The organism is Dysosmobacter welbionis (genome assembly GCF_005121165.3).
Lineage (GTDB): Bacteria > Bacillota > Clostridia > Oscillospirales > Oscillospiraceae > Oscillibacter > Oscillibacter welbionis.
The window spans coordinates 2,979,939-3,001,233 of the sequence record NZ_CP034413.3 but is presented as its reverse complement, the minus strand read 5'-3'; the positions used below and the strand labels follow the sequence as shown (position 1 = coordinate 3,001,233).

The window sequence follows — 21,295 nt, the reverse complement described above, 5'->3', positions numbered from 1 at the left end:
TGGATTGAGACCGGTTCGGTCGGTCTACGATTTCATAGGAGGTTCCGGTATGTGCAATAACGGCTTTGGCGGCGGCAACTGCTGCTGGATCATCATTCTGCTGATCATCATTTGGTGCTGCTGCGGCAACGGCAGCTGGGGCGGCAACGGCTGCGGCTGTGGCTGCAACAACAACTGCGGCTGCAATCCCAATCCCTGCTGCTGAGATTTCATAAGATAACCAGCGCCCCGGGCCAAATGGCCCGGGGCGTTTTCCACTTCGCTGTTTTTTATAGGCGCTTACAGGATCCCCAGGTGCTCCAGAAGAATCTTTCCACCCAGAAGGATCAGGATCACACCGCCGGCGATCTCCGCCCAGCACTGGAGGCGGGCGCCGAAAAAGGTCCCGATCACCACACCCGCCAGGGAGATCACAAAAGTCGTGCAGCCGATGACCGTCACAGCAGGCAGGATGTCCACGTTCAAAAATGCAAACGTGACCCCAACAGCCAATGCGTCGATGCTGGTAGCCACCGCCATCAGCAGCAGCTGCTTATAATCCAGCGTCACACTCACCGCACAGGCCGTCTCCTCCGCCTCCCCTTTCAAAGACTCCCACACCATCTTACCGCCGATGAATGCCAGCAGAAAAAAAGCCAGCCAGTGGTCCAGATGTTGGATGTACCCGGCAAATTGGGCGCCCAGCAGCCAGCCGGCATAGGGCATCAGCGCCTGAAATCCGCCAAAAAACAGCGCAATCACAGCCGCATAGCGCAGATTCAGTTTTGGCATACAGAGTCCCTGGCACACCGCTACAGCAAAGGCGTCCATCGAGAGCCCCACGCCGATCAACAGCAATTCCAAAAATCCCATATTGCCGCTCCCTTATAATACCACCGGCACCGGCTGGTGGATAGTTAAACTGTCCGGCGTCACCAGGCAGTCATAGGCGTACACTTGGACACCCCAGGCAGCTGCCTCCCGAAGGGCCGCACCGAAGGCCGGATGGGTGGCGTCGTTGGGAGAGAAGCGATCCACGCCGTGCATCTGGATCACAAAAAACAGGGTAGCGCCCATTCCCTCCCGGACAGCCCGCTGTAACTCGTGAATATGCTTCACGCCCCGTTCTGTCGGCGCGTCCGGAAATCGGACAACACCGTTTTCCTCCAGGGTAACACCCTTGACTTCCACCAGGTGCAGCCCGGCTTCTGTTGTCAGCGCAAAGTCCAGACGGGACTCTCCATAATGATATTCCGGTTGAATGGACTTTAGATCTGGCAGGAAATGTCCTTGGGCGGCCCACTCCTGAAAAACACGATTTGGGGCCTGCGCATCCATATTGATCAGCAAGGCCCCTTTCTCCACGGCGATAAGGTCATACGCTGTCTTTCTCGCAGAATTTGCGGCCTTTTCCAGATAGACCGCTGCTCCCGGCACCAGCAACTCCCGGCAGCGTCCGGTGTTTTTTACATGGCAGATCTGCAGCCCGTCTTCTGTCTCCACATGAGCGATAAAACGGTTGGGCCGCCGTAGAAATCTTCCTTTGACCACTTGATGATATTGCAAAACGATGCCTCCCATGCGACGAAAAAAGGCCACATCAAACGATGTGGCCTCTCAGTGTTGGCGCTACCTATCTTCCCGGGCCGTCGCCAGCCAAGTATTGTCAGCAGGAACGAGCTTAACTGCCGTGTTCGGAATGGGAACGGGTGGACCCTCGCCCTAATCAGCACCAACTCTATGTCATCCGGTCTTGCCGGAGAACAAACTGTATTATATTGTATTTCGCTTCCCTTGTCAAGAACTTTCGCCCTTGAAAAGTCTGGTGACCCGTACCGGATTCGAACCGATGTTAACGGCGTGAGAGGCCGCTGTCTTAACCACTTGACCAACGGGCCATGGTGCACCTTCACGGACTCGAACCGGGGACCCACTGATTAAGAGTCAGTTGCTCTACCAACTGAGCTAAAGGTGCAAATCCCTTGAGCATGCTTCCCTGCACCCTCAAAACCGAACAATGTGACGCTGCTTTCAGGCTCGCCTGCTTTCTCGTAGGTCAAGCCCTCGGGCTATTAGTACCGGTCAGCTCCATACATTACTGCACTTCCACCTCCGGCCTATCTACCAGGTAGTCTTCCTGGGCCCTTACCCTCTTTCGAGGTGAGAGATCTCATCTTAGGGGGAGTTTCACGCTTAGATGCTTTCAGCGTTTATCTCGTCCGTACTTAGCTACCCAGCTATGCCCTTGGCAGGACAACTGGTGCACCAGAGGTACGTCCATCCCGGTCCTCTCGTACTAAGGACAGCTCCCTTCAAATCTCTTCCGCCCGCAACAGATAGGGACCGAACTGTCTCACGACGTTCTGAACCCAGCTCGCGTGCCACTTTAATCGGCGAACAGCCGAACCCTTGGGACCGAATTCAGCCCCAGGATGTGACGAGCCGACATCGAGGTGCCAAACCTCCCCGTCGCTGTGGACGCTTGGGGGAGATCAGCCTGTTATCCCCAGGGTAGCTTTTATCCGTTGAGCGATGGCATTTCCACTCACATACCACCGGATCACTAACTCCAACTTTCGTTACTGCTCGACCCGTCGGTCTCGCAGTTAGGCTGGCTTCTACGTTTACACTCACTGCACGATTTCCGTCCGTGCTGAGCCAACCTTTGAGCGCCTCCGTTACTCTTTAGGAGGCGACCGCCCCAGTCAAACTGCCCGCCTAACAGTGTCCCCCGACCGGATTCACGGCCGCAGGTTAGAAATTCAGCAATCCAAGAGTGGTATCCCACCGGCGGCTCCACAAGAGCTGACGCCCCTGCTTCCAAGCCTCCCACCTATCCTGTACATGGGTTACCGAATTCCAGTATTAAGCTGCAGTAAAGCTCCATGGGGTCTTTCCGTCTAGTTGCGGGTAACTGGTATCTTCACCAGTACTACAATTTCGCCGGGCGGGCTGTTGAGACAGTGCCCAAATCATTACGCCTTTCGTGCGGGTCAGAACTTACCTGACAAGGAATTTCGCTACCTTAGGACCGTTATAGTTACGGCCGCCGTTTACCGGGGCTTCAATTCAATGCTTCGCTTGCGCTGACATCTCCTCTTAACCTTCCGGCACCGGGCAGGCGTCAGCCCATATACGTCATCTTTCGATTTAGCATAGACCTGTGTTTTTGGTAAACAGTTGCTTGGGCCTTTTCACTGCGGCCTCTTGCGAGGCTCCCCTTATTCCGAAGTTACGGGGTCAACTTGCCGAGTTCCTTAACAACCCTTCTCCCGTTGGCCTTAGGATTCTCTCCTCATCTACCTGTGTCGGTTTGCGGTACGGGCACCTTAGTATCCATCAGAGCTTTTCTCGCCTCTCAGCATCGCGGACTTCGCTACTATATTTTCGCTCCCTTTCGCCCGGGTCAACCAACGCCCGGGTTCCGCTATCCAAAAGTGTCCCTCTGACTTAAAGTTCGGTGGCTACGGAATTTCTACCGTATGTGCATCGACTACGCCTTTCGGCCTCGCCTTAGCTCCCGGCTTACCTTGGGCGGACGAACCTTCCCCAAGAAACCTTAGATTTTCGGCCATTATGATTCCCACATAATTCTCGCTACTCATTCCGGCATTCTCACTTCCATGCAGTCCACCGCTGCTTCCGCTGCGACTTCACCCCACATGGAACGCTCCCCTACCACTGTCTTACGACAATCCTAAGCTTCGGTTAGATGCTTAGCCCCGTTACATTTTCCGCGCAGAGTCACTCGACCAGTGAGCTATTACGCACTCTTTTAATGAGTGGCTGCTTCTAAGCCAACATCCTGGTTGTTTTCGCAACTCCACATCGTTTTCCACTTAGCATCTATTCGGGACCTTAGCTGTAGGTCTGGGCTGTTTCCCTTTTGACAATGAAACTTATCTCACACTGTCTGACTGCTATGCATCAATTAGCCGGCATTCTTAGTTTGATAGGCGTTGGTAACCTTATCGGCCCCGCTACCATTCAGTGCTTTACCTCCGGTAATCTAACATAACGCTAGCCCTAAAGCTATTTCGGGGAGAACCAGCTATCTCCGAGTTCGATTGGAATTTCACCGCTACCCACAAGTCATCCGCCACCATTGCAACGGGGGTCGGTTCGGTCCTCCATGGGGTTTCACCCCCACTTCAACCTGCTCATGGGTAGGTCACCCGGTTTCGGGTCTATGGCAACGAACTTTACGCCCTATTCAGACTCGCTCTCGCTTCGCCTCCGGCACTGAATGCCTTAAGCTCGCTCGTTACTATAACTCGCCGGACCGTTCTACAAAAAGTACGCCATCACACGTTAACGTGCTTTGACAGCTTGTAAGCACAAGGTTTCAGGTTCTCTTTCACTCCCCTCCCGGGGTCCTTTTCACCTTTCCCTCACGGTACTGCTCCTCTATCGGTCATCAGGTAGTATTTAGGCTTGGAGGGTGGTCCCCCCTGTTTCCCACGGGGTTTCACGTGTCCCGCGGTACTCTGGATTCAGTCGCACGGCCTTCTCTTTCGGATACGGGGCTCTCACCCTCTATGGCGGGCCTTCCCAGACCCTTCTCCTAGATAACTTCCGCTAAATGACTGTCCGCAACCCCGAGGAATAAATCCCTCGGTTTGGCCTCTTCCGCGTTCGCTCGCCACTACTTGCGGAATCTCGGTTGATGTCTCTTCCTCGCCCTACTTAGATGTTTCAGTTCAGGCGGTTCCCTTCCTACGCCTATTTTGTTCAACGCAGGATGACTGGATATTGTCCAGCCGGGTTGCCCCATTCGGATATCCCGGATCAATGGATATTTGCTCCTCCCCGAGGCTTTTCGCAGCTTGTCACGTCCTTCTTCGGCTCCTGATGCCAAGGCATTCCCCTTGCGCTCTTTCCAGCTTGACCTATCGCCGTTCTCACAGCGACTTGTCAGAGAATTCTTGGTTCTCTTTGAGAATTATGCAGGCTTTACAAAGATCGAAATTGTATGTCACCCTGCATCCTTTCGGATGCTGTTCCACAATCAATTTGTTTCCTCTGTGTCTCCACAGAGAAACCTCTCTGTTGCCTTACTTGCTTTTGTCACATTGTTCAGTTTTCAAGGTGCAGATCGCCGTCCGCAAGCTTTCGCTTGTCTCCGGCACAGCTTCCAACCGCTTTTGCAGTCAGATTTGAAGATCCGATCTTTCGATCAGGTCTTCAAATCCAAAGGCAAATCGCCTGGTGGGCCCGAGTGGGCTCGAACCACCGACCTTACGATTATCAGTCGTACGCTCTAGCCAGCTGAGCTACGGGCCCTCGTCTTGGACGAGGTGACGCTTTATTCTCTTGGTGGAGATAGTCGGGTTCGAACCGGCGACCTCCTGCTTGCAAGGCAGGCGCTCTCCCAGCTGAGCTATATCCCCTTCTATCTCCCGGCGTACGCCCTCTAAATTAAACAACGTAACTCTTTTTCCGCTCCAGCTGACCAGGAATTCCAGGCAGAGCTTGCTCTGCCCAGGTCTCCTTAGAAAGGAGGTGATCCAGCCGCACCTTCCGATACGGCTACCTTGTTACGACTTCACCCCAATTATCGAACCCACCTTCGGCCGCGCCCTCCTTGCGGTTAGGCTACGGACTTCGGGTGTTCCCGACTCTCATGGTGTGACGGGCGGTGTGTACAAGGCCCGGGAACGTATTCACCGCGGCATGCTGATCCGCGATTACTAGCGATTCCGACTTCACGCAGGCGGGTTGCAGCCTGCGATCCGAACTGGGACGGCTTTTGGGGGTTTGCTCTGCCTCGCGGCTTTGCCTCCCTCTGTTGACCGCCATTGTATTACGTGTGTAGCCCAGGACATAAGGGGCATGATGATTTGACGTCGTCCCCACCTTCCTCCGTTTTGTCAACGGCAGTCTCGCTAGAGTGCTCTTGCGTAGCAACTAACAATAGGGGTTGCGCTCGTTGCGGGACTTAACCCAACATCTCACGACACGAGCTGACGACAACCATGCACCACCTGTCTCTACTTTCCCCGAAGGGCACCTGATGTATCTCTACTTCGTTAGTAGGATGTCAAGCCCTGGTAAGGTTCTTCGCGTTGCTTCGAATTAAACCACATAATCCACCGCTTGTGCGGGCCCCCGTCAATTCCTTTGAGTTTCAACCTTGCGATCGTACTCCCCAGGTGGGATACTTATTGTGTTAACTGCGGCACGCAGGGGGTCAGTCCCCGCACACCTAGTATCCATCGTTTACAGCGTGGACTACCAGGGTATCTAATCCTGTTTGCTCCCCACGCTTTCGCGCCTCACCGTCAGTTGCCGTCCAGTTATCCGCCTTCGCCACTGGTGTTCTTCCTTATATCTACGCATTTCACCGCTACACAAGGAATTCCGATAACCTCTCCGGTACTCAAGACCTACAGTTTCAAATGCAGTTTGGAGGTTAAGCCTCCAGATTTCACATCTGACTTGCCGGCCCGGCTGCACGCCCTTTACACCCAGTAAATCCGGACAACGCTTGCCACCTACGTATTACCGCGGCTGCTGGCACGTAGTTAGCCGTGGCTTATTCGTCAGGTACCGTCTTCTACTCTTCCCTGACAAAAGAAGTTTACAACCCGAAAGCCTTCTTCCTTCACGCGGCGTTGCTGGGTCAGACTTGCGTCCATTGCCCAATATTCCCCACTGCTGCCTCCCGTAGGAGTCTGGGCCGTATCTCAGTCCCAATGTGGCCGGTCAACCTCTCAGTCCGGCTACTGATCGTCGCCATGGTGGGCCGTTACCCCACCATCTAGCTAATCAGACGCGAGGCCATCTTCCAGCGATAAAATCTTTGACATGCCCGGGATGCCCCGGTCATGCGTCATGCGGTATTAGCAGTCGTTTCCAACTGTTGTCCCCCTCTGGAAGGCAGGTTCCTCACGCGTTACTCACCAGTCCGCCACTAAGCATTCCTATCATTTGGCCGAAACCTCAGTCAAGGGTGCTCCGTTCGACTTGCATGTGTTAAGCACGCCGCCAGCGTTCGTCCTGAGCCAGGATCAAACTCTCTATAAAATGGTATCTAAACGAACCGTAGTCCGTTCAAACCTTCATAGAGCTATTTGTCATAGCTTCATTTCTCCATCCCACCGGTAATTGACTCAACCCAGTGAGACGGCTTTGTCCTTTGGCAAACTCATCTAAATGAGCTCGCCTTCTGGTGCTTCCTTTTCGTTACGTTGTTTAATTTACAAGGTGCACGCCGTTCCCGGCGGAACATTGCTATTATACTCGATTTCATTTCGTTTGTCAAGAACTTTTTTCAGAAGTTTTTTGACATCCGATCCATCTCGTATCAGCAGCAACCTGTTTAGGTTACCACATCTCAGCCTTGCTGTCAAGAACTTTTTTCATTTCTTCCCGGCCCGGCTCATCACCGCGCCGACAGCTTTGTTAGAATACCAAATCCTTCCCCTTTTGTCAATACCTTTTTCCTCTTTTCTCGATTTTTTTCGACCGTCTTCCCACTGACGTGGATTTCGCAGGTTCTGCATGGTTTTCCGCACATTCTCTGCTTTTCATTCTCAGTTCTCGCTGTTATAATAATGTATATACAAGAAGGAGGTGGAAACTTGAGATTTTGGAAAATGAACGGCGCGGGAAATGACTTTGTGATTCTGAACAACCTGGAGGAGCACCTCCCCCTGGAGCAGCTGCCACAAATCGCCCGGACGCTGTGTGAACGGCACATGTCCATCGGGGCGGACGGGTTGATGGTTGTGGATGCCCCCTCCCAGGGCGGAGATTATCGGATGCTGTTCTATAATTCTGATGGCAGCGTAGGTGAGATGTGTGGGAACGGTGCCCGCTGCATCTGCCGGTATGGCTACGAAAACGGGCTGGCCGGAGAGACGCAGACTGTGGAGACCACGGCAGGCATCGTCACCGGCCGGCGGATCGACCAGCGGCTGTACCGCATCCGGCTGAACGACCCCACCACCGTACGACTGGATAGCCCGGTGGAGGCAGACGGCGTGACATACGTCTGCTCCTATGTGGAGCTGGGAAATCCCGGCATCCCCCACGCCGTGGTGCCATACGCCGGACTGCGCCAGGCGGACGAAAACGAGCTGCGGGAGCTGGGCCGGGCTATTCGCTGGAACAAGGTCTTTCCCAAGGGTGCCAATGTGAACTTCTACGAGATCACCGGTGAAGATCTGATTTTCGAGCGGACATTTGAACGCGGCGTGGAGGACTTCACCTATGCCTGCGGCACTGGCACCGGATCTGTGGTGACCGTGCTGACTCTGCAGGGCAAAGTCTCCGGCCACGGCGTACAGGTGGATATGACCGGCGGCCGCTTGGTGATCGATGCGGAGCGGGTCCACTCCCATATCGCCAGCCTTTATCTGACAGGCCCCACCAACGTGGTGTGCAGGGGTGAAGTTACGGATGAGGACCTTATTATAATGTAAGGCCGGAAGGCCATATAGGTCAGCAGCTATTTCAATATGTATTGGAGGAGAGAGAATGAGTACACAGCTGAGCAAAAAGTCTGTTGCCCGGAACTACGCATTTCTGGCCGTCATGCTGGGGGCCATGATCCTGGGCTCCATCGTGGGCTGGATCTTCCCCCAGGAGCTGGATGCGGAGGGCAACGTCATCAGCGCCGGCGCCACGGTGCTGGAACCTCTGGGCACCCTGTTCCTGAATATGATGTTCTGCATCGTGGTGCCCATGGTGTTTTCGTCCATTGCCGGGTCTGTGGCTACCATGAAGAGCCGCAAACGGGCCGGCAAGATCATGGGCACCACCGTGCTGACCTTCGTCATCACCGGCGCCATCGCTGCGGTCATCATGATCGTCATTATGAAGATCTTCCCCCCGGTTCTGGAGCCCTGGACCAACCTGACTGAGGGCGTGGTGGAGGATCCCATCTCCATCCCGGACCTGATCGTGAACTTCTTCACGGTGAGCGACTTCTCCGGCCTGCTCAGCCGCAGCGCCATGCTGCCCCTGATCGTCTTCTCCATTCTGTTCGGCTTCGGCGTAAATCTGGGGCCGGGTCCTGACAGCCTGATTGCAAGATTCCTCACCAGCCTGTCCGAAGCTATGATGAAGGTCGTTCAGCTAGTCACCTACTACGCCCCCATCGCCTTCTTCGGCTTCTTCGCCAACCTGGTGGCCACCTACGGCTCCCAGATCGCTACGGACTATGCCCGGGCTCTGGTGGTGTACTATCCCCTCTGCTTCATTTATATTTTTGTGGCCTTCCCCTTGTTCGCCTGGTTCGGCGGCGGCAAGGGAGCGGTCAAGGAAATGTTCCGGCACATCGCCAAACCTGCCATCACTTCCCTGGGCACCTGCTCCTCCGTGGCCACCATCCCCACCAACATGGAAGAGGCGGAGGCCACCGGTATCTCCAAGGATGTCAGCGAGATCGTGGTTCCTCTGGGCGCCACCATGCACATGGATGGCTCCTGCTTCTCTTGCATTCTGAAGATCACGTTCCTCTTCGGCGTGTTCGGCCGGCCCTTTGACAGCATCGGCGACATGGCACTGATGGTGATTGTGGCCGTGCTGTCCTCCGTGGGCATGTCCGGCGTCCCCGGCGGCGGCTACATCGGCGAGTTCATCATGTGCTCCGTGTTCTTCCCGGACCAGCTGGCCATCGCCTATCCCATCGCCATCACCATCGGAAACCTGGTGGATCCCCCCGCTACCATGATCAACTCCGCCGGCGACTATGTGGTGAGCTTTTTGGTCTCCCGCTTTGTAGACGGCAAGGACTGGTTCCAGAAAGTCCTGGCCAGCCGGAACGCCTGATCTTCCCTTTCGCAAAAAGAAGGACCTGCCGCAGGGCAGGTCCTTCTTTCGTCCTCACAGCTCCTGTTCCTGGGAGCGGCGCTCTTCCCGCTTTGCCTTCACGCTCTGTCCGAATGGTGTGGCGGCGAGACCGCCCAGAGCGGTCTCCCGCAGCTCTACCGGCAGCCGGCGGCCCACGTCGCCCATGCAGTCGATCACCTGGTCCACAGGCACCCGGCTCTCAATGCCCGCCAGGGCCATGTCCGCCGCGCTGACGGCATTCACCGCGCCGATGACGTTTCGCTTGACGCAGGGGACCTCCACCAGTCCCGCCACCGGATCGCACACCAGGCCCATCAGGTTCTTCAGCGCCATCGCCACGGCGTGGCCGATCTGCTCCGGCCCGCCGCCCCGCAGGTCCACCAGGGCCCCCGCCGCCATGGCCGCAGCCGTGCCTACCTCCGCCTGGCAGCCGCCGGAGGCGCCGGAGATGGACGCCCGGTAGCCAACCACCGCGCCGATACCGGCAGCCACATACAGCGCCCGGACGATGGCCTCCTCATCTACAGCGCCCCGGCGGTACAGCGGCACCAGCACAGCCGGCAGCACGCCGCAGGCCCCCGCCGTGGGTGCCGCCACGATCCGGTGCATGCAGGCGTTGGACTCCGCCACGCACAGGGCCGTAGCGATCACCTCCTGCAGATAGGGGCCGCAGAGCGTCTCCTGCTGGGCGGCGTAGTCCCACATCCTCTGGGCGTCGCCCCCCACCAGGCCGCTGACGCTGCGCCGGTCCGCCCGGTAGGTGTCCACGGACTCCACCATGGCCCGCCAGGTGGCGTGCATCTTCTCAAAGGAGGCCTCCGCCGTCACCTGCCGCTCCTCCACGTCCGTATCCCGCACCACCTGCCAGAAGGGCTTCCGCCCCGCCTGGATCTTGTCGAAGATCTCCTGCATGGAATCCAGAGCCATTTCAGTCTTCCTCCTTCTCGTAGTAGGTGGCGCCCAAGACGCCGTAGAGCGCCTGGATACGCTCCAGGGCATCCGCCGGGATCTTCTGGTCCGTCTCCACCACCGTCAGGGCAGCGCCGCCCCGGCGGTCCCGGTTCAGGCTCATGTTGGCGATGTTCACCCCGCTGACGGAGAGCTCATTGAGAATCCGGGACAGCTCTCCGGCCACGTCCTGGTGGCGGACCACCAGGGTGTTGAAGATGCCGGTGAAGCTCACCTCCACTCCATCCAGCCGATCCACCCGGATGCGGCCGCCGCCGGTGGAGGCCGCCTGCAGCTCCAGCTTCCGCCCGTCGGCACTCTCCACCGTCAGCACCGCCGTGTTGGGGTGGGCATCCCGCAGACGGGCCGTGTGGAAGTGGAATTCCAACCCCTGGTTGGCGGCGATCTCAAAGCTCTGAGGAATGCCCAGATCGTCCGGCTTCATCCCCAGGAGGCCCGCCACCAGCGCCCGGTCCGTGCCGTGGCCTCGGCCGGTATCGGCAAAGGAGCCGTGGAGGCCGATGTCCGCCCGCGCCACTTCCGCCCCCAGCAGGGTCCTGGCCATGCGGCCGATCCGCACCGCCCCCGCTGTATGGGAGCTGGAGGGGCCCACCATCACAGGGCCCAGAATATCAAAGATGTCCAGCATAACCGTGTTCCTCCCGGTGATCCGAAATTGCTCTCAGCGTATCACATCCTCCCCGTTTCCGCAAGAAGTTTTCCCGGGAAAGTTGACCTTTCTCCCGCCGTCCTTTATACTGGGAGCAGAAAGGAGCGTGACCGCCATGTCCTCTTTGCTGCTGCGCAATCTGCGGACCATCCTCACCTGTGATGACGGCGACGCCGTGCTGGAGCACGCCGACCTCTATTGCGAAAACGGCATCATCCGCGGTCTGGGCCCAGACCTGCCCCAGACCGCAGACACTGTGATCGACGGGTCCCATTACTGGTGCTATCCCGGCCTCATCAACACCCACCACCACCTGTATCAGGTGTTCTCCCGGAACCTGCCCCAGGTGCAGAATCTGGAGCTGTTCGACTGGCTCACCGCCCTGTATGAGATCTGGAAGGGCCTGGACGAGCAGGTGGTGCGCCTCAGCTCCCTCACCGGCATGGGGGAGCTGCTGAAGCACGGCTGCACCACCTGCTTTGACCACCACTATGTCTTTCCCGCCGGATGCGGAGACCTGATCGGCGCCCAGTTCGCCGCCGCGGAGGAGCTGGGGATGCGGATGTTCGCCTCCCGGGGCAGCATGGACCTCTCCCGCAAGGACGGCGGCCTGCCGCCGGACAGCGTGGTCCAGACGGTGGACGCCATCATGAAGGACTCCGCCCGGGTGATCGAGGCGTACCATGACCCGTCCTTCGGATCCATGCGGCAGGTGGCCCTGGCCCCCTGCTCCCCCTTCTCCGTCAGCGGAGAGCTGCTGCGGCAGAGCGCCATCCTGGCCCGGCAGTACGGCGTCCGGCTCCACACCCACCTGTGTGAGACGAGGGACGAGGAGCACTACACCCTGGAGCACTACGGCGTCCGGCCGCTGGAGTACATGGCATCTCTGGGCTGGACAGGCCCGGATGTGTGGTACGCCCACGGCATCCACTTCAACGACGAGGAGCTGCGGGAGCTGGCCCGCACCGGCACCGGCGTGGCCCACTGCCCCATCAGCAACATGAAGTTGGCCTCCGGCGTCGCCCGGGTGCCGGAGATGCTGGCGCTGGACGTCCCGGTGGGATTGGCGGTGGACGGCTCCGCCAGCAACGACGGGTCGTCCCTGATGGAAGAGCTGCGGGTGTGCTACCTGCTCCACCGGCTGACCTCCAGCGAGAAGGCCCCCTCCGGGTATCAGGTGCTGAAGATGGCCACCCGGGGCAGCGCCCGGCTGCTGGGCCGGGAGGACATCGGGCAGCTGGCCGTGGGCAAGTGCGCGGACTTCTTCCTGGTGGATTCCCGCCGACTGGAGCTGGTGGGCGGCGCGTACAGTCCCGCCGACGTGCTGGCCACGGTAGGCCTCCGCGGCCCGGTGGACTACACGGTGGTGAACGGCCGGGTCGTGGTGAAGGAGGGGCATCTCGTCACCATCGACGAGGAAAAAACCGCCGCCGATGCCCGGAATGCCTGCGGGGCGTATCTGGCAAAGGCGTAAAAAGAGCCGCTGCATCGGTTGATGCAGCGGCTCTTTTCTATTTATAAATTATAAAGGAGCGGTTGTTCAATTCCGGATTTCAGTCTCGTCCGCCCGCATCAACTGGATATACCGCAGCAGATGGCCACACTCCGCCTCTTGCAGACGTCTGACCTCGTGGAGCAGCGCCGTCCGATTCTCTCCCGCTTCTCCCTTCCGCCGGTTGTATTCCAGACTCTCCCCCAACATATAATCCACGCTGGCGTGGTAGAGATTCGCCATGCCCAGCAGGACAACAGTAGAACAGATATCTCGTCCCGTCTCAATATTGGACACATAATTTGGGCTGATTCCCAGAGTCTCCGCCGCTTGCTCCTGGGTCATACCAGCCGCCCTGCGGAGTGCCTGAATCCGTTTTCCGATAGCTTTTGTATCAATCATCACCATACCCCATTTCAGGTACAGTGTATAGTATGAGTTATTCCAGTTTGAACATCCTATATTTCATATAAATATTGACTATATTCTGGAATTTTAGTATGATAGAACCGCAAATTGTCGAAAAAGGAGGATGTCAGATATGAAAAACGTGGGAATACCGAGAAGGCTGGACGAGCTGGGACGGATTGTGATCCCGATAGATGTGCGCCGGGCTCTGTCTCTAAATGAGCGGGACACCGTAATGTTTTTTCTGGATGAAAAATCCCGCACGGTAATCCTGAAGAAAGAATTCCCCTCCTGCATCTGCTGCCATGCTGCGGATTCTCTCAGGCAGCTCCCCCATGGGATCTATGTGTGCGAAAGCTGTCTTGCGCAGCTGTCCTGAAAAAATCCAGGCGCCGGACCGCGGGTTTCCGCAGTCCGGCGCCTGTGTCAGTTCTCTTTCCACCGCCCCAGTGTGGGCAGAAGGCTCCGCATATAGGCGCGGCACGCCTCCGGATCCGTCCGGCCCAGGGGCATGTGGGGCAGGCAGTGCTCCACCATCTCCTCCATGGTGCAGTCCTGGGCAAAGCCCTCTCCATCCCAGCACCACATGCAGTACTGCTCATTGAAGCTGCCGTCTGTGTTTTTGGCCAGGATGTCATCGTTCAGCGGCATTCCACAGCTCTGGCAGACCAGGGTCCGGGGACTGCCCAGCAGGGTGTTGATGGACACGCCGAACAGCCTTGACAGCGCCTGAAGCGTCTCCACCTCCGGGATCGTCTCTCCCCGTTCCCAGCGGCTCACTGCCTGCCGGGTGACAAACAGCCGCTCCGCCACCTCGCTCTGGGACAGACCCGTCCGCTGCCGCAGCTGGGCGAACACCTCTTGAAACTCCATTCCCATCACCTCGGGACCAGTCTATCACAGCAGGGCAGCGGCGTAAAGCAACCGTCGGTTGCCTGCCGCTCATGCGGCGGCGGGCGCCGTCTCCGCAGGCAGGGGCGGCACCTGGAAGCGGAAGTAGTCGTAATTATAGGTGCGGTTGGGCTCCACCTCGTCCCCAAAGCGCAGCTGGATCAGCTCGCTGACCGTCACCAGCTGGTAGCCCTGCTCCAGCAGCCAGGGCACCAGGACCTCCGTGGCCGCCACCGTGCTCTCGTAGATGCTGTGGAGCAGGATCACCTGTCCGTCCAGATTCCCGGCGTTCTCCACGCCGGCCACCACCTTCTCCGCGTCCTTGGAGCGCCAGTCCTCCGTGTCGATGGACCAAGTGACGATGCTCCGGCCGGAGGTGGTCTTCAGCGTCTTGTTCATGGAGCCATAGGGCGGCCGCAGCAGCGCGGGCGTGGTCCCCAGCACCTCCTGAAACAGCGCGTCCGCCGCGGCCTGATCCGCCTGCTGGGCGGCCTGATCCATCTTGCCCAGGTTTGCGTGGCGGTAAGAGTGGCTGCCGATCTCGCAGCCCATGTCCGCCGCCCGGCGGACTGCCTCCGGCGCCTTGGGGAGATTCCGCGCCACTTCGAAGAAGGTAGCCACCGCGCCGTGCTCCTCCAGAATATCCAAAATCTGGTCCGTGTAGACCGCGTGGGGACCATCGTCAAAGGTCAGGGCCACCATGGGGCGGGTGGGATCCACCACCCGCTGGGGCTCCGGCAGCGTCTCCACGGGAGTTCCGCCACCCTCTTCCAGGGAGGGCTCCGAAGCATTCTCCCCGCCTGCCTCCTGGCTGTCCGGGAGGAGCTCCGGCATCTCGCCGGGAGCGGGGAGAACCTGAGCCGGGGGCGCCTCTGACACCAAATGCTCCGGCGGGGTCTTGGCGGGGGTCACAATGGTGCCGCAGGAGCTCAGCAGCAGGCAGGACAGCAGAAGGGAAACCAGTCGTTTCATGATGGGATACCTTTCTTTCATCTCTTATTTGAGTCTATCATACGGAATGCCCCGGGAAAAATCGGGTCAAAACGGATACAAAAAGGTCAAAAAGAGTGACAAAAGAAACGAAGAGTGACAAACGCCGGAGCGGGAAAGGTCCCGCTCCGGCGTTCTTTACATCCGCTGGTCCTTGCCCTCCGCGTACCAGAGGTTCCAGGTCCGGCGGTAGACCTCTGCCGCCTGCTCCGAATGGCAGACCATCCGCACCCGCTCCGGCAGGGCATGGTCCGCCAGGAAGTCCATGATGGCCCGCAGGGCCACGGTGGCCGCCAGCGGCAACGGATACCCGTAGACTCCCGTGGATATGGAGCAGAAGTCTAGGGTGCGGATGCTGTGGGCCTCCGCCAAAAGCAGGCAGCTGCGGTAGCAGGAGGCCAGCAGGGCCGCCTCCCCCTGCTCCCCGCCCTGCCAGACGGGACCCGGCGTGTGGATCACATACCGGGCCCGCAGGCGGTAGCCCGCCGTCAGCTTGGCCCGCCCCCGCTCGCAGCCCCCCAGCGTCCGGCACTCCGCCAGCAGCTCCGGCCCCGCCGCCGCGTGGATGGCCCCGTCCACCCCGGCGCCGCCCAGCAGCGTGGGATTGGCCGCGTTGACAATGGCCTCCGCGTCCGAACGGGTGATATCTCCCACCAGAATGGAAAAGCGATCCATAGCCGTCCTCCTGTTCCCCTGTGCCGTCCCGACACATCTCGTCTCTTAACAGTATATCTCCCGCCGGAAAAAAAGCAAGCCCGGATCCGGGCTTGTCCCGCGTGGCTTCCTGCGGTATAATTTGCCTGTGAACAACCACCTGTGCCCGGCGGTCTGCCGCCAGGAGAAAGGAGTCCCTATGGCAAAACAGGTCCCCTCCTACACTGGGACGCTGCGCAATCACTCCCTGACCATCCCCGCCTGCGTCAGCGAGTGCAGCGGCATCCGCATTTTCGGCCGGCGCATCAAGTCCCTGGCCTTTTCCACCGATGTAGCCATCATCAAGAACATCAACGCGGACGCCATCATCGCCGTCTATCCCTTCACGCCCCAGCCGGTGATCTCCCAGGCCATCATCAGCGTGTCCGACGTGCCGGTATTCGTGGGCGTGGGCGGCGGAATCACCACCGGCTCCCGCTCCGTCCGGCTGGCCATCCAGTCCGAGCACCAGGGTGCCTACGGCGTGGTGCTGAATGCCCCCACCTCCGACGATGTCATCCGCCAGATCAAAAAGGTGGTGGACATTCCCGTGGTCATCACGGTGGTCTCCGCTCACACGGACATCGGCAGCCGCCTGGAGGCGGGAGCCGACTTTCTCAATGTCTCCGGCGCCGCCGCCACGCCGGAGATCGTGGCGGAGATCCGCCGGGACTTCCCGGAGGTTCCCATCATCGCCACCGGCGGCCCCACAGAGGAGTCGATCCTCCGCACCATCCAGGCCGGAGCCAATGCCATTACATACACCCCGCCCTCCAACGGCGTGCTGTTCGCCCGTATCATGAACCAGCACCGGAAGGCGCTGTGAGGCCATGGCGAAAAATTTTTTGAGGCGACGGGGTTGACAAACGTCCGTCCAGGCGGTTATAATGACGGCGAATCGGTAGGTGAGGCTACCACGGGGATTCGGAATCATCCAAAGACTGCTGCCGCACAGTTGTGGAGACACAACCAGCTGGTCAACAGGCCGCGTCGACAACAAGGCGCCGCTTAACGCAGTTGCTACGCCCCGTGAAGCTAAAGCTTGGACGAAGACGCCCATTGTGTGCAGCTCTCCCTGCCGGATTTCCGGCAGGGATTTTTTTGCTGCGGAAAAGCACGGCCAAAAATTCAAACGCGCCATTTCCCCGTCCCTTCGGGGCAGCTGGAAAGGATGCGCAAAACCTCACACAGCCGATGTTCCTAACGCGCGAGCGCGCATAGAGTTTTATGCAGAAAGGAGGTGCGGACCATGGAAAGTGCCAGTCAGCCACCCAGACAATACAGACGAAAGCGAGGTAACGACTATGACCATGTTCAACAAGGATCAGATCTTTCAGCTTTTGGAGAGCCGGGACGGCGAGGCGCTCCGCGCCCTTTGGCAGGGCCGCGGTGCCGTGGACATCGCCGCCCTCCTGGACTCCGTGGAGGACGGTGCCCGGCAGGCGGCGGTGTTCCGCACGCTGCCCAAGGACCTGGCGGCAGATGTGTTCTCCTATCTCCCCGGTCCCACTCAGGCCACCCTGGCCCGCTCTTTCGCGGACGGGGAGCTGCAGCAGATTTTTGACGCCCTGCATCTGGACGACGCGGCGGATTTTCTGGAGGAGCTTCCCGCTAACCTGGTGACCCGCATCCTCCGCTCCGCCAGCCCTCAGCGCCGTATGGCGGTAAATGCCCTGCTGCGCTATCCGGCGGACAGTGCCGGCAGCGTCATGACGCCGGAGTTTGTCTCCCTCCGGCCGGGCGATACGGTCCGGCAGGCGCTGGATACCATCCGCCGCACCGGAATCCACAAGGAGACGGTCTACACCTGCTATGTGCTGGAGCACCGGCAGCTGCTGGGCGTGGTGTCGGCCAAGGACCTGCTGACAGCCGCGGAGGATGCCGCTGTGGCGGACCTGATGGTCACGGATGTGGTATCTGTGGGTACGCTCACAGACCGGGAAGAGGCCGCCCGGCTCCTGGCGAAATATGACCTGCTGGCCTTGCCGGTGCTGGATGGAGAGGAGCGGATGGTGGGCATCGTCACCGTGGATGATGCCATGGATGTCCTGACGGAGGCCGCCGCAGAGGATCTCTCCATCATGGCGGCGGTGACGCCGGACGAGAAGCCCTACTTCGCCGCCTCCGCCTGGGAGCACGCCCGCCATCGGGTAGTGTGGCTGCTGATTTTGATGCTGTCCGCCGCCATCACCGGCTCTATCATCACCCGGTACGAGGACGCCATCTCCGCCGTGCCCCTGCTGGTGGCCTTTCTACCCATGCTGATGGACACCGGCGGAAACTGCGGCTCCCAGAGCGCCACGCTGGTGATCCGGGGGCTGGCTCTGGAAGAGATCCGCCCCCGGGACGCGCTGCGGGTGATCCGCAAGGAGCTGGCGGTAGCCGCCATCGTCAGCGCCGTCCTAGCCGCGGCCAACGGCCTGCGGATCTACCTTCAGTACCATGACAGCGCCATCGCCCTGGTGATCTCCCTGTCCCTGGCGGCCACGGTGGTGCTGGCCAAGCTGGTGGGCTGTATGCTGCCCATTGCCGCCAAGCAGCTCCACATGGATCCGGCCATCATGGCCTCCCCCCTCATCACTACCATTGTGGATGCCGGGGCGGTGCTGATCTACTTCCAGGCCGCCGCCGCGCTCCTGCGCCTGCCCGTTTAAGGGTTCCGCCCGGTACGGGCGCAAAACAGGTGCCTGCCAGAAATCCGGCAGGCACCTGTTTCCCATTTTCGACTTTCACCGCAGGAAGATGCGTTTCCCGCCTCGGTAGGCCTTCACGACGCCGATCCGCTGGGCACTGGGGACGCAGCCCTGCAGCTCCCGATACAGCGCCTCCGCGTCCGCCGGGTCCACGGCCATGAGGAGGCCCCCAGCGGTCTGGGGATCATAGAGCAGGTCCTGTCTGCACAGCGCGGTCTCCCCTGCATCCACGCCCGCCTCCGCAAAGGCGCGGTTACGGTACATCCCCGCCGGCAGCAGACCCATGTTTGCAAACTCCAGCGCCTCCGGAATCAGGTCGATGGCGTCCACCTCCAGCTCCAGCTCCACATCGCTGCCCTGGGCCATCTCATAGCTGTGGCCCAGCAGGCCAAAGCCCGTTACATCCGTGCAGGCGTGGACGCGGTACTTCACCATGGCGTCCCGGGCGGACTTGTTCAGGGTGGTCATCAGTTCCTCTGCCAAAGCCCGCCCCTCGACCGACAGCATCTCCGCCTTCTGTGCAGTGGTGAGGACGCCAATGCCGATGGGCTTCGTCAGCAACAGCACGTCCCCCGGCCGGGCGCCGGAGTTGGTCAGCACCCGGTCCGGATGGACGAAGCCGGTGACCGCCAGGCCGTACTTGGGCTCGTCGTCCAGGATGCTGTGGCCGCCGGTGATGAGCGCCCCCGCCTCATACACCTTGTCATAGCCGCCTCGCAACAGCTGGTGCACCGCCTCTTTCGGCATGGACTCCGGCACGGCCATGATGTTCAGGCACAGCTTGGGCTCGCCGCCCATGGCGTACACATCGGAGAGGGCGTTGGTGGCCGCGATCTGTCCGAACAGGTACGGGTCGTCGGCAATGGGCGGGAAGAAATCCACCGTCTGCACCAGGGCCAGATCGTCGCTGACCTTATAGACCGAGGCGTCGTCGCTCTTGTCGAACCCCACCAGCAGATTGGGGTCCCGATGCACCTGGATGCCGTCCAGCAGCTGGGCCAGCACACCGGCCCCCACTTTGGCGCCGCACCCGGCACACTTGGCCAGCTTCGTCAGCTTGACATCATTTTCAGGCATGATTCTTCCTCCCGTTTCCTCAGTTTGATCGTCCCCGACAGGCTGCACCTAACCGGAATACCCACCTGCGCGGTCTTTCAGCGCTCCCGTCAGGTCCAAAATCGCCTCCAGCACACCGCCGCCAATGGCCAGGGCCTTGTCGCTGGCGGTATAGCAGTGCTCCACCTTGCAGCGGGGGTCGATGTCCCCGGCCTTCATCCCTTTGTGCACCGGGGTATCATCCGGCAGGATACCCCGCAGGACGCCGTCCAGGGTGCAGGTCATGGGCACGCCGTTCACCGTGGCGGCCACATCCCCCTGCCGCACCTGGGCGCCAATGTCCAGCAGCTGGTGAAACACGCCGTCCGCCGGGGCCCGCAGCACTCGTTCCCCGGCAAAGCCGCCGATGAGCCCCGGGATCCCGGTATTGGGCAGCGCGCTGCCTGCATGGATCACCCGGCCCAGGCTGTGGCCCCGCATGGTCTCCACCACCGCGTGACAGTCCACCCCGGCAGTGAAGCCCGGCCCCACGCCGATGACCACCGGGGCATCGGTGATCCGGGTGCCCAGATTCCGCTTGGCCAGGATGGCGTCCACCACCACGTCCGGCTTCAAAACTGGGATACAGATCCCCTCCGGGTCCGCCAGCACCGGGACTACATTCTCTTGCAAAAGGGCCATAGCCGCCTCCGGTGTCTCCGCCCGGCGGGCGGTGACATCCTCCACCTTTGTCTCTCCCAACACGATGGCCTGGGAGAAGGCTACGGTCCGCCGGATGGCAGTTGGGGCCGGTATATCGGTCATAATCACCGATATATGCGCCTTTTTCAGCCGCAGAGCAATACCGGTGGCCAAATCACCGGCGCCTCGGATGATTACCAGCATGGAAAATACTCCCTCCTCCACAGACTGCCGGCCAGAACCGGACAGTCCATCAGGCGCGCCAGAACCCTGGCATCTGCCAGATTCCACAGCGTCTCCACCTGATTGACATAAACTTTCGTGTGCAGATCTTCGGATCGAAGCACCCTCGCCTCGGCCTCCGGCGTGGCCTCCGCCGCCTCCGGCACACCCGCAAGAAGCGCGTACCGCTCCGGCCGGTGAGCGGCCGCAGCGATGGGACGGCCGAAGCCGGAGGCCCCCACCACGCAGATGGTCTGATTGGCCTCAGTTGGGATCACCGGCTCGTGGGGGGCGTGCGCCTTCAGGGGACGGCGGGCAGCGCCGTCCGCCTCCACCAGAATGTAGTCGAATTGCTCCGCCAGCACCGCCATGGGCGTCTCTGGGGCCGTCAGCTTACCCGTTCCCGGTACGTCTGTCCCGGCACACAGCAGCTGATGCGCCCTGCGCAGTTCGTCCAGCTCCGCCGCTGTCCGGGCGCAGGGCAGGTCCGAAAACGGGAGAATCTTGGTGGTGGTGCACAGCAGAACCGGATGCTGTCCGGCCAGCTCCTCGCCCAGGGTCCGCAGGAGAGTGGTCTTTCCCCCGCCGCCGATGACGGCAGTGACACCGGGACGGATGTCAAGCAACTCCGCCAGCTTCAAAGCAATCCCTCCCGTCGTTCTTCTTTTATTAGAATAGCACCTCCTCTGTTTCTCGTCAAGCAAGGCCGACGGGACTGCCTGTTTTTCGGGCTTTTGGCAATGTGCAACTGGCAGTTGCCAAATTTTCAGGTCC

The 21,295-nt window shown here is 59.9% G+C and carries 18 protein-coding genes, 4 tRNA genes, 3 rRNA genes and 1 riboswitch; of the genes, 7 read left to right on the top strand and 18 right to left on the bottom strand.

The features are described 5' to 3' along the window. Positions 1-49: 49 nt before the first annotated feature. Positions 50-205 (top strand): hypothetical protein, encoded by a 156-nt coding sequence (locus EIO64_RS15710; protein ID WP_170180093.1) that lies wholly within the window; start codon positions 50-52, stop codon positions 203-205. 74 nt (positions 206-279) lie between these two features. Here the strand turns inward: EIO64_RS15710 and EIO64_RS15705 are convergent, their stop codons facing one another. From EIO64_RS15705 to EIO64_RS15665, 9 genes are all read right to left on the bottom strand, one after another. Next, positions 280-852 carry a manganese efflux pump MntP gene (locus EIO64_RS15705; RefSeq protein ID WP_136891611.1) on the bottom strand — a complete coding sequence of 191 codons (573 nt, stop codon included), beginning with the start codon at positions 850-852 and terminating at the stop codon, positions 280-282. Positions 853-864: 12 nt separating this feature from the next. After that, positions 865-1,545, bottom strand: a complete 681-nt coding sequence (gene sfsA, locus EIO64_RS15700) for a DNA/RNA nuclease SfsA (RefSeq protein WP_136891610.1) — start codon at positions 1,543-1,545, stop codon at positions 865-867. A gap of 55 nt (positions 1,546-1,600) precedes the next feature. After that, positions 1,601-1,716: ribosomal RNA gene (rrf, locus tag EIO64_RS15695) — 5S ribosomal RNA — on the bottom strand. An 86-nt stretch (positions 1,717-1,802) separates the two neighbouring features. Continuing rightward, positions 1,803-1,877, bottom strand: a tRNA-Glu gene (locus EIO64_RS15690). Position 1,878: 1 nt separating this feature from the next. Continuing rightward, positions 1,879-1,954: transfer RNA gene (locus EIO64_RS15685), tRNA-Lys, on the bottom strand. A gap of 77 nt (positions 1,955-2,031) precedes the next feature. Further along, positions 2,032-4,869 (bottom strand): 23S ribosomal RNA (locus EIO64_RS15680). A gap of 316 nt (positions 4,870-5,185) precedes the next feature. Next, positions 5,186-5,262 (bottom strand) — tRNA-Ile (locus EIO64_RS15675). Positions 5,263-5,293: 31 nt separating this feature from the next. Beyond that, positions 5,294-5,369: transfer RNA gene (locus EIO64_RS15670), tRNA-Ala, on the bottom strand. A gap of 105 nt (positions 5,370-5,474) precedes the next feature. Then, positions 5,475-7,005: ribosomal RNA gene (locus EIO64_RS15665) — 16S ribosomal RNA — on the bottom strand. Together the 16S, 23S and 5S rRNA genes with 4 tRNA genes alongside form the textbook arrangement of a ribosomal RNA operon. 557 nt (positions 7,006-7,562) lie before the next feature. Between EIO64_RS15665 and dapF the strand changes: the two genes are divergently transcribed. Continuing rightward, entirely contained in the window at positions 7,563-8,405 is an 843-nt protein-coding gene (gene dapF / locus EIO64_RS15660) for a diaminopimelate epimerase (RefSeq protein WP_051320066.1), read from the top strand. A 55-nt stretch (positions 8,406-8,460) separates the two neighbouring features. Then, positions 8,461-9,756 carry a dicarboxylate/amino acid:cation symporter gene (locus EIO64_RS15655; RefSeq protein ID WP_021747575.1) on the top strand — a complete coding sequence of 432 codons (1,296 nt, stop codon included), beginning with the start codon at positions 8,461-8,463 and terminating at the stop codon, positions 9,754-9,756. A gap of 54 nt (positions 9,757-9,810) precedes the next feature. Here EIO64_RS15655 and sdaAA read toward each other — a convergent pair whose 3' ends face one another. Further along, positions 9,811-10,704 (bottom strand): L-serine ammonia-lyase, iron-sulfur-dependent, subunit alpha, encoded by an 894-nt coding sequence (sdaAA, locus tag EIO64_RS15650; protein ID WP_119310742.1) that lies wholly within the window; start codon positions 10,702-10,704, stop codon positions 9,811-9,813. A gap of 1 nt (position 10,705) precedes the next feature. Continuing rightward, entirely contained in the window at positions 10,706-11,374 is a 669-nt protein-coding gene (gene sdaAB / locus EIO64_RS15645) for an L-serine ammonia-lyase, iron-sulfur-dependent subunit beta (protein WP_174232994.1), read from the bottom strand. 136 nt (positions 11,375-11,510) lie between these two features. Here sdaAB and EIO64_RS15640 point away from each other — a divergent pair, with 136 nt between their 5' ends. Further along, positions 11,511-12,869 (top strand): 8-oxoguanine deaminase, encoded by a 1,359-nt coding sequence (locus tag EIO64_RS15640; RefSeq protein ID WP_119310741.1) that lies wholly within the window; start codon positions 11,511-11,513, stop codon positions 12,867-12,869. 66 nt (positions 12,870-12,935) lie between these two features. Here EIO64_RS15640 and EIO64_RS15635 read toward each other — a convergent pair whose 3' ends face one another. After that, positions 12,936-13,289, bottom strand: coding sequence for a helix-turn-helix domain-containing protein (locus tag EIO64_RS15635; protein WP_158629814.1), 354 nt, complete (start codon positions 13,287-13,289; stop codon positions 12,936-12,938). Between the two features lie 139 nt (positions 13,290-13,428). Here EIO64_RS15635 and EIO64_RS15630 point away from each other — a divergent pair, with 139 nt between their 5' ends. After that, the gene (locus tag EIO64_RS15630) at positions 13,429-13,674 is read left to right on the top strand and encodes an AbrB/MazE/SpoVT family DNA-binding domain-containing protein (RefSeq protein WP_119310740.1); all 246 of its coding nucleotides are present in this window, start codon (positions 13,429-13,431) and stop codon (positions 13,672-13,674) included. A 47-nt stretch (positions 13,675-13,721) separates the two neighbouring features. On the opposite strand, the gene EIO64_RS15625 is transcribed toward EIO64_RS15630, so the two are convergent. The 3 genes from EIO64_RS15625 to EIO64_RS15615 form a co-directional block, all read right to left on the bottom strand. Next, on the bottom strand, positions 13,722-14,168 hold the full coding sequence (locus EIO64_RS15625; RefSeq protein WP_036629574.1) for a zinc ribbon domain-containing protein: 447 nt from the start codon (positions 14,166-14,168) through the stop codon (positions 13,722-13,724). 69 nt (positions 14,169-14,237) lie between these two features. Next, positions 14,238-15,158 (bottom strand): polysaccharide deacetylase family protein, encoded by a 921-nt coding sequence (locus tag EIO64_RS15620; protein WP_158629813.1) that lies wholly within the window; start codon positions 15,156-15,158, stop codon positions 14,238-14,240. Positions 15,159-15,314: 156 nt separating this feature from the next. Further along, positions 15,315-15,851 carry a macro domain-containing protein gene (locus tag EIO64_RS15615; protein WP_136891608.1) on the bottom strand — a complete coding sequence of 179 codons (537 nt, stop codon included), beginning with the start codon at positions 15,849-15,851 and terminating at the stop codon, positions 15,315-15,317. 178 nt (positions 15,852-16,029) lie between these two features. Here EIO64_RS15615 and EIO64_RS15610 point away from each other — a divergent pair, with 178 nt between their 5' ends. After that, on the top strand, positions 16,030-16,695 hold the full coding sequence (locus EIO64_RS15610) for a beta/alpha barrel domain-containing protein (protein WP_136891607.1): 666 nt from the start codon (positions 16,030-16,032) through the stop codon (positions 16,693-16,695). Between the two features lie 64 nt (positions 16,696-16,759). Continuing rightward, positions 16,760-16,930, top strand: a riboswitch (M-box (ykoK) riboswitch). A gap of 243 nt (positions 16,931-17,173) precedes the next feature. Continuing rightward, positions 17,174-18,523, top strand: coding sequence for a magnesium transporter (mgtE, locus tag EIO64_RS15605; protein ID WP_025545283.1), 1,350 nt, complete (start codon positions 17,174-17,176; stop codon positions 18,521-18,523). A 75-nt stretch (positions 18,524-18,598) separates the two neighbouring features. Here the strand turns inward: mgtE and selD are convergent, their stop codons facing one another. Genes selD through yqeC form a run of 3 tightly spaced genes read right to left on the bottom strand, consistent with a single transcriptional unit; the run spans position 18,599 to position 21,162 of the window. Beyond that, complete coding sequence (gene selD / locus EIO64_RS15600; protein ID WP_119310737.1) at positions 18,599-19,639, bottom strand: selenide, water dikinase SelD; 1,041 nt, start codon at positions 19,637-19,639, stop codon at positions 18,599-18,601. 48 nt (positions 19,640-19,687) lie between these two features. Further along, positions 19,688-20,503: a selenium-dependent molybdenum cofactor biosynthesis protein YqeB gene (yqeB, locus tag EIO64_RS15595; RefSeq protein WP_136891606.1), complete on the bottom strand. Its 816-nt coding sequence runs from the start codon at positions 20,501-20,503 to the stop codon at positions 19,688-19,690. Then, the gene (gene yqeC / locus EIO64_RS15590; protein WP_136891605.1) at positions 20,494-21,162 is read right to left on the bottom strand and encodes a selenium cofactor biosynthesis protein YqeC; all 669 of its coding nucleotides are present in this window, start codon (positions 21,160-21,162) and stop codon (positions 20,494-20,496) included. The genes yqeB and yqeC overlap by 10 nt, the downstream gene beginning before the upstream one ends. Positions 21,163-21,295: the final 133 nt, after the last annotated feature.

Excerpts from the sequence above, each read along its gene's own strand:
- EIO64_RS15635 (WP_158629814.1), bottom strand. The coding sequence starts at position 13,289 with ATGATTGATACAAAAGCTATCGGAAAACGGATTCAGGCACTCCGCAGG.
- mgtE (WP_025545283.1), top strand. The coding sequence starts at position 17,174 with ATGACCATGTTCAACAAGGATCAGATCTTTCAGCTTTTGGAGAGCCGG.
- EIO64_RS15610 (WP_136891607.1), top strand. The coding sequence starts at position 16,030 with ATGGCAAAACAGGTCCCCTCCTACACTGGGACGCTGCGCAATCACTCC.
- EIO64_RS15630 (WP_119310740.1), top strand. The coding sequence starts at position 13,429 with ATGAAAAACGTGGGAATACCGAGAAGGCTGGACGAGCTGGGACGGATT.
- yqeB (WP_136891606.1), bottom strand. The coding sequence starts at position 20,503 with ATGCTGGTAATCATCCGAGGCGCCGGTGATTTGGCCACCGGTATTGCT.
- sdaAA (WP_119310742.1), bottom strand. The coding sequence starts at position 10,704 with ATGGCTCTGGATTCCATGCAGGAGATCTTCGACAAGATCCAGGCGGGG.
- selD (WP_119310737.1), bottom strand. The coding sequence starts at position 19,639 with ATGCCTGAAAATGATGTCAAGCTGACGAAGCTGGCCAAGTGTGCCGGG.
- EIO64_RS15705 (WP_136891611.1), bottom strand. The coding sequence starts at position 852 with ATGGGATTTTTGGAATTGCTGTTGATCGGCGTGGGGCTCTCGATGGAC.
- EIO64_RS15625 (WP_036629574.1), bottom strand. The coding sequence starts at position 14,168 with ATGGAGTTTCAAGAGGTGTTCGCCCAGCTGCGGCAGCGGACGGGTCTG.
- sdaAB (WP_174232994.1), bottom strand. The coding sequence starts at position 11,374 with ATGCTGGACATCTTTGATATTCTGGGCCCTGTGATGGTGGGCCCCTCC.
- EIO64_RS15615 (WP_136891608.1), bottom strand. The coding sequence starts at position 15,851 with ATGGATCGCTTTTCCATTCTGGTGGGAGATATCACCCGTTCGGACGCG.
- EIO64_RS15710 (WP_170180093.1), top strand. The coding sequence starts at position 50 with ATGTGCAATAACGGCTTTGGCGGCGGCAACTGCTGCTGGATCATCATT.
- EIO64_RS15655 (WP_021747575.1), top strand. The coding sequence starts at position 8,461 with ATGAGTACACAGCTGAGCAAAAAGTCTGTTGCCCGGAACTACGCATTT.
- EIO64_RS15620 (WP_158629813.1), bottom strand. The coding sequence starts at position 15,158 with ATGAAACGACTGGTTTCCCTTCTGCTGTCCTGCCTGCTGCTGAGCTCC.
- EIO64_RS15640 (WP_119310741.1), top strand. The coding sequence starts at position 11,511 with ATGTCCTCTTTGCTGCTGCGCAATCTGCGGACCATCCTCACCTGTGAT.